Here is a 13,224-nt window from a genome sequence, read left to right on the forward strand (position 1 = left end):
GAGATAGGGCGGGAAGGTATTCATTGATCAAAGAATTTTGAGGCCTCGGAATTGGGGCAGGAGCAAGGATGGCCCAGTCAAAGAGAATCAAAGTAATGCTGTCCAGTCGTTGTAATGACCGCTTTCCCGCGGACAGCGATCAAACGCTCAGCAGTATCCGAGAGCAACTCAAGCGTGAGATTGAAGGCACGAAGCTATTTGGCAAACAGGTATTTGAAGTTTGGATTAACGAAGATGCACCTCCTGCGGATGGCATGCAGGACAGTTGGGACGCCTGTTTGCAAGCCGTGAGGGATTGCGATGTGCTACTGGTGCTGTCCAACGGCAATGCCGGCTGGGCCAGTGGCGACGGCGACATTGGTATTTGCCATGCGGAGTACATGGAGGGGCTCGCCACCACTCGGGGGAAGGTGCGCTTCATCGCTATGCCAAATATCCCAATAGACGATGGCCGGGAAGCTGAGGCAGCACGTAACCAGCGCTTCCAGGCGTTTATTGCACAGCAGACACCCTTTAGGGGGGGATTGGTCTCTACTGTGGATCAACTGCGTACACGAGTTCAGGAAGCGCTTCTTGATGCGTTGGTTGTTCTGGCCCAGCGTGGTGTAAACGCCGCGGCTTCGAGCCGTTTCGATATGGGCCAGGCGCTAGATTGGACACGGATGGACTTCCGTCAGCGCAAACGAGCGATGGAAACGGTGTTACTGCAGGCGCTCAATGGTGACAAAGACCCTGCTAGCGAAGCGTTAGCCATTGTTCCAATTGCTGGAGTGAATGTCGTTGTGTTTGTCCATGCAATCCCCGCTGCGTTCACGGTTGCTGCTGCGCGTGAGCTGGTGGGTAAGCCTTTCCTACGTGACCATGAGCATGCTGATCTGTTGAAAGGTGCAGAAGGGCCGTTGCATTTAATCGCCTGTCACCGTGGGGCGACAGAGACTCAGGCCACTGCGTTGCTAGGCTTTCCTGATGCTACGGTTGTCAGCGGTTCCTTCGGAATTTTTGTCGCTGATGATGTACAGAAAGTACAGTTTGCCTTCCTGGCCAACTGTCGCGATGCGTCGCAAACGCGACACGCGCTCCAGCGTTTTAGGGAATGGTTGGATCAAACAGGTGAAGCGCAGATTCTGGCCAAGAGAGCCGCTTCACGCGCCAAGATTGTCAAAGTTATTGCCGCCGAACTTGAAGGGAGATAACAGGGATGTCTAAAGCACTCTTTACTGTGGGGCCCGTGTTGTCCTTTCGAGGCGTCAGCAAAGCAGGGCAGTGGCAAGTGACCGCGTTAGTCGGGATTGTAAGTGGTTCTGCATTCCCAGCTCTTTCTATTGAAGGGCGGCCTTGTCCGGCGCCGAAGGTTTTACTGGAGCGTTCGAAGGAAACCATCCTTCGTTACGACCTGAGTTGTGATCAGCAGGCGCAGGAGCGAACGGTTAAGTTTGGTGTAGGGCCGGGAGGGCCGCAATGGCAGTTCTCCATTCCCGGTCAAGACTATGCCCCAAGAATGGCCTACGTCTCTTGCAATGGCTTTTCGGATCCTAGTGGAATGCGCAAGTTAGTGCGCCCTGAAAACGCCGTCTGGGCTGACCTGATCAGCAACCATGATAGTGACTTGCGTGCTGCCGGTTACTTGCTGGACAAGGAGCAGCGTTGGCACGAGGGACGAATACATGACAAGGGGTTGAAGCGGTTCCACTTGCTGCTGATGGGGGGCGATCAGATTTACTTTGACTCGATCTGGGAGGATGTGAAACCTCTCAAGAAATGGGTCGGAATGTCGCGCAAGGAGCAGTTGGCGTTCAAGGTGAGCGTGGCGCTGGAAAAGGAGATCGAATCGTATTATTTCGGGCTCTATGCCAATCGTTGGCTGCCTGATACTCGGCGTGACTGGGGTCACTCGAAACCGAATCTTGATGCAGCTGATGCGATGGCGAGAATCCCTACAGTGATGATGTGGGACGACCACGACATCTTCGATGGTTGGGGGTTCTACAGCCCGGCCATGCAGCACTGTGAGTTATTCCAGGTGTTGATGCGTCATGCGCGTAAGGCGTTCTGGGTGTTTCAGTTGCAGCATGCCCTTGATGATTTGCCGCCGTTGCAAATTCTCCAGCGTGCAAACGTTTCCCAGCAGGATCCACAGTATGAGCCGATGCACTGGAATGCACTATTAAAAGGGGACCGATTAGCCTTGCCGCTCCTGGATGGTCAACCGGGCTTTAGTTTTGGCTATCACATGGGGCCTGTATCGTTGTTTGTTGCTGATTTGCGCACTGAGCGTTCACGTACTCAGGTGATAGGGACCGATACCTGGACTGCCATGCAGTCTTGGCTCAGCACACTACGAGACGGTAAACCCGTTCATCCTGGAAGCAAATGTCAGCACTTGATCTTCATGTCATCGGTTCCGGTAGCGCACCCAAAATTGTCGCTGGCTGAGGGGTTACTCGATACATTTGGGCAGGATCATGTGCTCGACAGTAATGCTGATGACCTTAAGGACCATTGGTCGCACGGGGATCATGAGGGGGAGCGCAAGCGACTCCTGGAATCGCTAACACGTATTGCTGAGCAGAGAATGCTGCGGGTATCTATTGCTTCAGGGGACGTGCACGTCGCGGCGAGGGGCAGTTGCTATCGTCGGGATATTCCACCGACGTCGAACTGGGCGCAGATTCAGCAATTTACTTCGTCAGGTGTGGTGCATCCGTCGTTGATTGGAGTGGCCGAACGGCTTTTTCTTCAGTTGCTGAACCATACCGCCAGCAAGGTCCAATCCATCGATGTGCAGCACTGTGTCGAGATGATGTTGTTCCCGGGTTTTAATCGGTATGTGATGCCGGCCCGGAACTGGTTGGCGTTTGAGTTGGACATGGGGGGCGAGACGGGATGCAAGCTGTGGGCGACTTGGCGTTGTGAAACTGAGGCAGGTTTTTCCAACCATCTGCAGGCGGTGCATCCGGCTCAGAAATAGTGGTCCTCAGATGGGAGTTTTCAAGGGGCATGATGTGAAAGGCAGCGTAGAAGTTGTATGTGATGGCTGTGTGGGGGATATCTTTCTTCGGCAGCGTATTTGTGATCAATGCGATATGGCCAAGTGTTCGGTCTGTGAGCATGTGCGGCCTTGCATAGCCATTGAGGCCTTAGCGGATGATATTGCAGAGATTCTTTACAATTTCTACGGGACTGATCCGGTCATCAGATCTTGCGGTGCTGGGGGGCTGGGACGCTACATTCACGCAGGTCACCCCTTGGCGCTCATCGTCGCAGAAATACTTGAGTGCGGCGATAGTGAAGGCTTCGTCCCTGCTGCCATTGTCGAGTTGCTCACAGTTTGCTCTGACTATGATTTGAAACGCGGCGGTGAACCACGTTTTGCGGCTGACGTGTTGTACATGCGGCGCAGTATCCGACCGACAGACGTCGAGGAAAAATGGCAAGAGTTCAAAAGTGGTGTGATGCACCGCAGTCGTTTCTTTAACGATCACGGTAAAGCGTTCCTCGATTGGTTGTTTAAAGGTATTCATCACCTCAAAGACGAAAACAGCCAGGAGGTGGTGCGATTATTTGAAGTAGAAGACGGTTGGGAGCTGTATCGAGGACGCTACTGCCCACCGTCATCGGATCCTAAAAGCATTCTTGTGTCCCCGGAAACTGAACTCTCGGCACCGCCCAAGGAAAAGGCGCGCGCAGGAAGAATGAATCCTGTTGGCGTTCCTGTGTTTTATGGCGCATTTGATCGAGACACGTGCATCGCCGAGTTGCGCCCCTCAGTGGGCGGTATGGTGCTAACGGGGGCGTTTCAGTTACTACGGGATGCCCGGGTGCTCGATTTTGGTGTGTTGGAGAACATATTCGATTCTCAGCCTATGAGTTGTTTTGATCCAGGGTATCGAACGAACATGGAGCGAAGGCAGTTTCTACGCACCTTGCACAGTAAAATCAGTTCGCCGGTCACGCCTGACCAAGAACAGGAATATTTACTGACCCAAGTGATTGCAGAGTACCTTTCTACGCAGGTTGAGCCGCCTATTGATGGGGTGATGTTTGCCTCTGTTCAGCACCAGGACGGGATCAACATTGCTCTGTTTTCACGTGTGCTCGCCATCATTCCTTATCAGGAAAGGACAGAAGACGACCCCATCATCGGCAATGGGCCTTTCCCGTCTGGTCTTGCGTATATCCCGGATACTCTGGAGGCCCACAAAATCGGCTGTGTCACCTTTGAGGTCGAGCCGCTAGTTATAAACGGCGATATCGTCATCAGGGATTGGCGTTACGAGCAAGACCCCTACGGTGAATGGGACTATTGAGACCTATTTGTTTATCACCGATGCATAGGGCCACTTAGACACCCGAGCACTAACCGGTTGCACCATTTTGAGCGGACAAGCATCTCTATGACCATGGGAAATGAAGAAGGTGGGACCAACGCGTCCTACTACGGCTACGACTACCAGAAATTGGTGACTGTCTGGGTGGCGTTGCGCCTAATGTTTGGTCCGGGTGCCGTCACAGACCAGGTGGTGGTGGAGCCGGCGTCTCACGACGACGTCATGGCGCGCATGGCAGTGCCGGAGGAAGCGGCCGAAGCCAACCTCAAGATCACCGCTAGCGGCGAACTGCATGTGCAAATCAAGTTCAAGGGCGCCGGGGCCTGGAGCGCCAAGGAGTTTGCGAGCGTAGTCAACGAAAAGGGGGCCAAGGGGGCCAAGGGGCCGAAGCCGCGATCTCGTGCCAAAGCTCTGCTGCTTGCCGATAGCAGTCGTCGCTATGTCTTCATCACCAACTCCAGCGTGGATGGTGATTTGGCTAAGGGACGAGTCAGTTATCCTGAGCAGAAGTCAGATGCTGCCTTCCTCCCGAAGAATCTCAATCTCGATGCGGCGGGGAAACTAAGCCTAGCCGGTCGTTTCGCCCTGATCGAAGGCATGACCCATGAGGAGACGCGGCGACAAATCGACACAATCCTCGGTGGCGCGCTGCATGTACCTACTCAGGCCCTTGATGCCTGCGTTGAACGGCTTAAACGGGCCGTCGAGGATCGTTTTCTCACAGTCCCCGATCCACTGCGTAAGACGGATATCCAGAAGATTGCCGAAGGTTTCGGTGGTGTGCCGCACGCCAACCCGCAGCTCGCCCGGTACGTCCCTCCTTCCAACCTTCCTCTTGCCGAAGCTTACTTGACTAAGCTCGGCGCAGTGTTGCTGATTGGCCCATCGGGTTATGGCAAGAGTCTCACTGCCGACAAAATCGCCTTCAACCGCCGCCAGGCTGATCCGCCTTATAAAGTGGTCCGCGAAAGCGCGGGCCTACCAGCGATCGAAGAGGCATTTGCCGCTCCTGGTCGGGTGCTCTTCCATCTAGAAGACCCATGGGGTCAGTCCGGGTTGAAGAAGGGCGAGGCCGAGGATTGGACCAAACGGATCAGCGCCCTCATTCACCAGAGAGGCCCTGACAAGCAGTTCGTCATCACGTCGCGGAGTGAGATCTATCGCGCAGCTCTCAGCGCAGCGCCACCGCCAGTGTGGGCTGACTGTACCGTCGTCATCGACGACGACGCTTACGGTGAGGCGGCGCGCAACGTGATCCTGATGGGTCCCTTGGTTGCTACCGGCGCGTGGCGCCAGGACCTCACGCGCCAGCATGAAACATGGCTGCTCCGTGCCTTGAAGTCGCCGTTCGAGCTGAATGCTTTTGCGCGCGAACTGATAGCCGTCTCCGAGCCCGCTGAAGTGGATATCAGTCGGCTGGTGGATCGGGCGCTCAGTGATAGCCGGTTGCAGGTGGTCCGTGATCAGATTGGTGGCTTTGGCGATCGAGGCGTCCGCGGCGCCGCCGTGCTCTGGGCACTGCTGCGTAATTCGCGCAGCCTACCACCTAGCCAGCTTGTCCGACTTCGCCGTGAGGTTGATCGCGAGCGCGTGGTCGAGATCGGCCTCGACGACTTGGCTAAGCATTTGGCTCTGACCCAACTGACCAAGGACGGCAAGGACAACTACACCGCTCATGCCAAGGTCGTTGAAGCAATGGAACAGTTGGCTCGTGAACAGCCCCGCGCGGCTGAAGATGCGATCAATGCGTCTGCTCGAGCGGCCCTCGTCCTGGCCAAGAAAGATCTTGAGTTCTTAGGAGTAGTCGAACGTCTGGTGACCGGGGCGAGGGCGCTTGAAGACGATGGGGTTGAGTTCGACGAGGCCGTTGTAGCAGCCTTCGATAGCATTCTGATTGACGGTCTGATCAAGGCTGCGGGCGATGCCAACAACTTTAAAGGGGCGTGGAGTTCAGCGACTCGACTACTTAGCCCGGATTCTCCGATTCGCAGGCTCGTAGACTGGCTCGAGCGTGGTGGGCCGAGAAAGAAAGATGGCTTCGGTGCTGTCGGCTGGCAACCACCCAAGGTTTCCAAGACTGATCGCGATGCTGTGGTCGCCGCCGATCCAGAACTGCGCATCGTCAATGGATTCATCGCTTATTGCTTGCCATGGACGGATACCGACTATGCTGCCGAGGATCTAATTTCCTGGCTGCGGCCTTTTGCGGTGGATTTTACCGAGGCTTTCCTGGCAGCAGGCGAGGTGGTATCCGACAGCGCCGAATTTGCAATGAGTGCCGACGCGATTTCGGAATGTGCCTTGGCAGGTGCTGAGCCGCCGTATGACGCGGTGTGGGATCAGATTATGGAAATGCGGGCGAGCGTTGACTCTACCTTGGCTAGGTCCAGCGAGGAGCGCCGTCAAGCTTGGCAAGGAGAGCTGGATTTTGCTGTAAGTCTCTCCATCCAGGAACGCGCCGAGGAGGAAGGGCCTTCTTCGGCTGATCACTTTGCCAAAGGCTATGTCAGGGCGCGCCGGCGCCTGCAAGGTCACAAGTGGATCGCGAAACATCCCAGACCGGATATTATTCTGCCGCTTTGGGCCGAGGTCATGCGCTACAGTCAGCCCACGGTCAAGGCCGCCGAGCTTGACGCCTTTTTCGCGGCCGCTGGTGAGGACGACTGGCTTCAGGCCGCAGGGCTGAACATCATTGCCGACCGGCGCCTCGAATTTGGGCGAGACCGCGTTATGCGAGCACTGACTGGCGGCGGTACCGAGGCGATCGACGCCGCCGTCCGGGCTCTTTCATTTCTTGAAAGCGACGGGGAAGGGGGATCGGGCAAGCCATCGGCGCAGAGCATTCTGTTGGATCTTCTACAGCGGTTGTCGCCGGTTCGCGCTGTGCTGTTAGCACCGAAGATTGCCAGCTTGGAATACGGGAAGAAGAAGGCTGCGCTTGCGCAGCGCATTCTAAACGCTAGCCCACCCAATGCTAAGGCGGCCTTGCACCTGGCGCTTTCGCGTGAGTTCCGGGCTGAAGACTCCACCCTCTTGCAATGTTTTCAGGATATTCCGCTGGACCAGAGACAAACCCTGCTGAATGAAGGGCCCCGAGGGCTGGCGCGTCTACTGCTTACGGCCTCAGCTGTTGAAGGCGAGGATGTCCAAGTATTAGCTGAAAAATGGGTCGGATCTGAGGATGAAGACGATGCCCAGGCGGCCGTTGGGGCTTTAGCCGCGATCGGCAGTCCAACGGCCCGGCGTTTGATCGCCAAGGCGCTCGCTCATCCGCACTACAGGGTAAGGCGCGCCGCCATATGGGCCCTGGCCCCGAAGGCAGACAGGGATGAAAAGGCAGCACTATTTGACTTGGTCACAGATAGAAGTGCGCCGGTACGAGCGGCACTAGCCGTTGTCATCGGTCAGCATCGCTGGACTGACGGACTCGACGCTCTCCTAACGCTTCTTGGCGACCGTCGAAACTATGCTAGGCATTTTCTGCATCAGCACCGAGACGAGCCCGAGTATCACGTCGCCCGTGCCGCTGCGAATGCGTTCGGTCAGTTAGACTCCCTGCCGGTGGCTGTCTTGGACCGCATCTCGGATTTTCTCATCCGCGAAGACGACAAGGCCATTGATACCCTTCTGCACGGAGCTTTGCTCGACCTCATGATCACTCCAGACTATCCGACGGCCTGGAGGGTGATCGAACACTGTCTTTGCGACAACCATGTGGTCGGTAGCCGCGAAGAAAATCTTTATCCTGTGCGTTACGCGGCGGCTTGGATCGCGGTACGCAGGTTCAGCCATCACCCCTCTGAGCTCAATCTCGTGCCTTGGTCGGTGATTAATCAAGCAGTAGACCACATCGATCCGCAGTTAGCTGCGCCGCTGCTTCTGGCGCTTGGCGCGAAGCTTGCTCGTTGCTGCGATGCTGACTCTTTGGAAGCCCTTCGCGGCACGAATACCTCAGATTCCCGCGTGGCACTTGCGTTATCTATGCTCGACGAGCTAGGGATGGCAAAGTCGCTGGCCATCAAGCACGATCTTTTGGCGACGAGCCACCCTTTGTTTGAAGACAGTGATGACCTCTCCACAGATGATGCTCAGCTCTCTCGCTGGGCACTATCCTCATCCGGCCGTTCTTGGCTGGCTTCCATGCAGGGCGAAGCCGACGTTGAGTCGACACTTTTGTGGATGATGACCCTTCGAACGGGGCTACCACTCATCGATGACACCTTTGAGCCGTGGTCGCTCCGGCGGAAGAAGGTCATGCCTATCATGACGTTTGCCGAGATGTTAGGGGAGATGGAGTGACCCCGGTAGTAAGGCGCAAAGGGGCTCGTAGACTGTCGCGCGGTTATAAACACTTGAGCACTGCGCTCTAAAAGGCCAAGCGCAAGATCGGAAAGTCCAAAGCCCAAGTCTGTTTTACAACAGCAGTCGACTGCACTCTGCGCTGGGCTACCGTTCTCCGAACGAATATGTCAAAGGCTTGAGGCAAAAAGCTGGATAACCAGCTTCTTGGCGTCCGTTGTCACGGGACAGGCCCATGGTTACTCCTACTATTTTTTTCCAACGACCTCTGTGTTTGGCGTTCCTGGACGGGATTATCAGGATTTCAGAGGCACCAGAAGATCGCTTCAAGTCTACAAACTGAGGTGATCGGATAGCGCTCGACGGCGGTTTGGGAGCAGCAGCGTATGACTTTTTCGAGAAGTGGCTGTTGGACCTCAGGCTGGGGGCATCGTTTTCAAACCATCCAATGCATGCCCTCAGATGTGCCCCCAATGTAGCAATCCACTGGAAGTGAATGGAGCTCCATGGTTTGTGGAAAGGCAAAAATGATCAGATGAACAGCCTGTCAGACGACGCCTAAAGACTCTCAGGGTCGCCAAAAAACATCTGAATCCTTGACCGCAACCAGCGCTCCCCCGGGTCGTTGTCCTGGGCGCCGCGCCAGGCCATGTGCAGTTCGAAGCTTTGTGTGTCCAGCGGCGGGTCTTCGGCGCGTACGCCACCCGCAGCCGTCAGTGCTTCGGCCGTGTAGTCGGGGACGGTGGCGATGATGTCGGTGCCCGCCAGCAGGGTGCTCAGGCCGTTGAACTGCGGCACGGCCAGGACCACATGGCGCTTGCGGCCCATTTTTTCCAGCTCAGTGTCGATAAACCCGCTCAGGTCGCCAGCAAAAGACACCAGAGCATGGGGCCGCTCACAGAAATCGTCCAGGCTCAGTGAACCCGGCATGGTGTCGGCACGCAGCAGTTTCGGACGGCTGCGGCGCAATACCTTGCGCTTGGCGTTGGCCGGCAGGTCACTGGTGTAGCTGACGCCCACGGAAATTTCCCCCGAGGCCAGCAACGGCGGCATCAGAATGTAGTTGACCCGGCGAACCACCAGGACAATACCCGGCGCTTCCGCGCGCAAGCGCTTGAGCAGCAAGGGCAGCAGGGCGAATTCGACATCGTCCGACAGGCCAATGCGAAATACCGAGGTGCTGGTGGCCGGGTTGAACTCGGACGCACGGCTGACAGCCGTGGAGATCGAGTCCAGGGCCGGCGACAGCAAGGCGAAGATCTCGATCGCCCGGGCGGTCGGTTCCATGCTGCGCCCGGTACGCACAAACAGCGGGTCGTCGAACAGGTTGCGCAAGCGTGACAATGCCGCACTGATGGCCGGCTGCCCCAGAAAAAGCTTCTCGGCTGCACGGGTCACACTGCGTTCATGCATCAGGGTTTCAAAGACGATCAGCAAATTCAGATCGACGCGACGCAAGTCGTTACGGTTCATCAGGCAGGCTTCGCTGGGGGTTCAACAGGTAGTCAAGTAACGGATCTTACTGGCAAAAACGATTTTTCGTCACTCGGTAGATTTTTTTCTTACTTTTCTGCAGGCGTTTTATCACCCGTTTAAAGCGGGTTTGCCGGGTTTTTGCGGGATGTGGTGCGGGCCAACCTGTCGGCGGATCAATGTCAGGCATGTCGACTATTAATGCTGTCTGTTAGTCTTGCGCACAAAGCCCGGATAAAGTCCCGTGGTATTAGCGATTAATTAGGCGAGGTTGGTAATGTCGCGCACGATCCGTTTTCACAAGTTTGGACCGGCCGAGGTGCTCAAGTGCGAAGAGCACGAAGTCGCTGCGCCTGCGCCTGGCGAAGTACAGGTCCGTGTCGAGGCCATTGGCATCAGCTGGTATGACGTCCTGTGGCGCCAGAATCTGGCCCCCAGTCACGCTCGTTTGCCTGCGGGTATCGGCCATGAAATGGCGGGTGTCGTCACCGCCGTGGGGGCCGGTGTGGAAGATTTGGCCATTGGTGACAAGGTCGCCAGCTTCCCTGGCCAGAGCGCCAACGACTACCCGACCTATGGCGAGCTGATCTTGATGCCGCGCTCCACCCTGACCCGCTACCCGGACGTGTTGTCTGCGGTCGAGGCCAGCGTGCATTACACGCCGCTGCTGATTGCCTATTTTGCCTATGTCGACCTGGCGCAGGCCAAGCCCGGGCAGAGCGTGCTGATTACCGATGCCAGCCACTGTGCCGGGCCTTCCTTCGTGCAATTGGGCAAGGCCCTGGGCCTGAAGGTGATTGCCGCGACCAAGGATGCCAGCGAACGCGAGTGCCTGCTGACCCTGGGTGCCGACCATGTGATTGTCACCGAAGAGCAAGACCTGCTGATGCAGATCAACAAGATCACCGACAGCAAGGGCGTGGATGTAGTGCTCGATGGTCTGGGCGGTCCGCAAATGTCGGTGCTGGGTGATGTGCTGGCACCGCGTGGCAGCCTGGTGCTGTATGGCTTGCAGGGCGGCAACCAAACGGGGTTCCCGGGCTGCGCGTGCTTCCAGAAGAACATCAAGTTTTTCGTCCACTGCATCGGCAACTTCACCGGCAAACCCGAGCTGGGCATCGCCCAGGACGAAGAAGCGATGAAACGTGCCTTGCGTGATATCAACCAGCTCACCGCCGACGGGGTGCTGACGCCGCTGGAGATCAAGGTTTTTCCATTTGAAAACTTTGTTGAAGCCCATCGCTATATGGACGATTGCCCTTGTCGCGGTCGGGTGGCCTTGCAGTTGGCTGCGGTCTGACAAGTACACGGTAATAAACGCGCCCCTGAACGCAGTGTTCAGGGGCGTTTTTTTTGTGCTGGCGAAAGTTGTATTTTTTTCCCTGTGTTGCGCTCAGCAGGCCAGGGCGAATACATGCATTTTAGTGTGGAAAGAAAGGGCAAAAGTAATTCATAAAGTTGTCATGTAGCACAATATGTATTTTTTCGAAGGTTTCCTTGTAGGGTTATTCCTGTGCGTATGTGCGCCTAGTCTGTTCTGACCAGCAGGGTTGATGTAAATGTGGGCGCGTCAAATCGGGCTGCCGATAATAAGACCCTCGATATGGAGGGATAGCCCATGAATAACTTTCATGAACAAGCCATGAGTTTTGTCTATCAACAAGTCCTGCACCGACTCCTGGGTTTTTTCAGCCGCCCCGAGCGCATTGCCTTGCAGTTGTTGATTCAACGTTTAATGGTGGCAGCCGGGGGGCTTGAGCGAATAGGGCGCTATCGGGTGATGGTTGTTCATGAAGGCGGCAAGGAGTGCGCTTATACCCTGGCGTTTTTGCGCGCGGCACAACTTAGTATTGCCGGGCGCTCGCCGCACACCTTTATATTGCGCATTGCAATACTGCGTCAGCCGCGGATGACGGCCAATGTGATGGAGCGCATCCAGACCCAATGCAGTGAGTTGTTTATTTATGACGATGATCGCGTGGAGTTATTGCTGGTCGATGAAAAGGGCCTTGGCAGGTTGCATAAGCCGGGTGCTTTTCAGAGCCAGGCATCGGAGCTGAACCGAACCCAGGTATTGATGTCGGGGCATTTGACCCAAGGCGACGCCCGGGCAACGTTCTTTTATGCCGACCTGCTGGGGCGCGCCAAGTTATATCGGCATGCCTGCGAGTGGGGAGGCAAGGTCGACGCGTTGATTGACCGCCGCCCGCCCAGCCATCTGGGCCAGTATGTAACCTGGATTCTGGAGGTCGCCCACCGACAGGGACACTGGCCAAAGGGAGGCGGGCGTGATGGCTTTGAAATGGCAGTCAAGTTGTGCAGCCAGCTGGATGATGACTACAAGCAGTTGTTGCATCTGGCCCCGGCGCACAGTGGCGAAGTGACGGTTGCCGGTGTCGGCACGGATATCAATGTGATCAATATATTTGATTGCCTGTGCCATGAAGTGGATGTGTTGCACTCGCAAGTGCTGATGTTTGTAGAGGGACCGTGGAATATCAAAGCGTTTGATATCGAAGAACCCCAGGCTGCCGTCGTATTATTGGCCGCCCATGTCCACGGTTTGCGCGGTACTTATCAATATGGTGTGGAATACAGCGTGGGGGCGGATGCGTATTTGCGCCGCGCTTCCCAGGAAAACAAGGCCAATGATCGCTTTAAAGGGCAGTTGATCAAGCAGTTGGGAGCAACCTTCAATACCCCCAAACGAATCCAAAAACTGCACGGGGTGGCCACGCAATATCTGAGCGAGTTGCACGGTGTCAATGATGAACAACTGGGTTGTTTTATCTGCTCGCCGTTTGTCAATCAGGCCCGTGGGCTGGAAGCCTTTTTACATAATTGTTACCCCGACAAACTGCGTTTTCTCCAGGACTTCCGTCAGTTGTTAATGGCGGCCGGCACCACGACGCAGGTGGATGCCGGTTGGCTCGAGTCCGTCAGCGGTTTGTCGCTGGCGTCGTTGCAGGCGCTGTATCAGATGCAAAGAATCGACTTCAAGCAATGCGATTCGTTGATCGCCAACCTGTCGGCACACGATCCGGGCAAGAAACCCTGGCAGACGGCACCGAAGGGTTGATACCCGCGTTCAGCAGGCCCGTTAGCCAGCCTGACGGGCTGCCCG

At 56.2% G+C, this 13,224-nt stretch carries 7 protein-coding genes; 6 read left to right on the forward strand and 1 reads right to left on the reverse strand.

Annotation, left to right across the window (positions count from 1 at the left end):
• The first annotated feature begins 68 nt into the window (after positions 1-68).
• The 4 genes from BLU25_RS02770 to BLU25_RS02785 all read left to right on the forward strand — a co-directional run bounded on the left by BLU25_RS02770 (position 69) and on the right by BLU25_RS02785 (position 8,627).
• A complete protein-coding gene (locus tag BLU25_RS02770; protein ID WP_016780849.1) occupies positions 69-1,193 on the forward strand; it encodes a DUF4062 domain-containing protein in 1,125 nt (374 codons plus the stop codon).
• 5 nt (positions 1,194-1,198) lie between these two features.
• Positions 1,199-2,968, forward strand: coding sequence for an alkaline phosphatase D family protein (locus BLU25_RS02775; RefSeq protein ID WP_016780850.1), 1,770 nt, complete (start codon positions 1,199-1,201; stop codon positions 2,966-2,968).
• Between the two features lie 34 nt (positions 2,969-3,002).
• Positions 3,003-4,307 carry an RES family NAD+ phosphorylase gene (locus BLU25_RS02780; RefSeq protein WP_037001219.1) on the forward strand — a complete coding sequence of 435 codons (1,305 nt, stop codon included), beginning with the start codon at positions 3,003-3,005 and terminating at the stop codon, positions 4,305-4,307.
• Between the two features lie 93 nt (positions 4,308-4,400).
• Positions 4,401-8,627, forward strand: a complete 4,227-nt coding sequence (locus BLU25_RS02785; protein WP_157138631.1) for a HEAT repeat domain-containing protein — start codon at positions 4,401-4,403, stop codon at positions 8,625-8,627.
• A gap of 558 nt (positions 8,628-9,185) precedes the next feature.
• On the opposite strand, the gene BLU25_RS02790 is transcribed toward BLU25_RS02785, so the two are convergent.
• Positions 9,186-10,100: a LysR family transcriptional regulator gene (locus tag BLU25_RS02790; RefSeq protein WP_016780853.1), complete on the reverse strand. Its 915-nt coding sequence runs from the start codon at positions 10,098-10,100 to the stop codon at positions 9,186-9,188.
• A 277-nt stretch (positions 10,101-10,377) separates the two neighbouring features.
• On the opposite strand from BLU25_RS02790, the gene BLU25_RS02795 reads away from it, so the two are divergent.
• Positions 10,378-11,400, forward strand: a complete 1,023-nt coding sequence (locus BLU25_RS02795) for a zinc-dependent alcohol dehydrogenase family protein (RefSeq protein ID WP_016780854.1) — start codon at positions 10,378-10,380, stop codon at positions 11,398-11,400.
• Positions 11,401-11,718: 318 nt separating this feature from the next.
• Complete coding sequence (locus BLU25_RS02800) at positions 11,719-13,179, forward strand: hypothetical protein (protein WP_016780855.1); 1,461 nt, start codon at positions 11,719-11,721, stop codon at positions 13,177-13,179.
• The last annotated feature ends 45 nt before the right edge of the window (positions 13,180-13,224 follow it).

Source organism: Pseudomonas fragi (assembly GCF_900105835.1).
In the GTDB taxonomy this organism is placed as follows: domain Bacteria; phylum Pseudomonadota; class Gammaproteobacteria; order Pseudomonadales; family Pseudomonadaceae; genus Aquipseudomonas; species Aquipseudomonas fragi.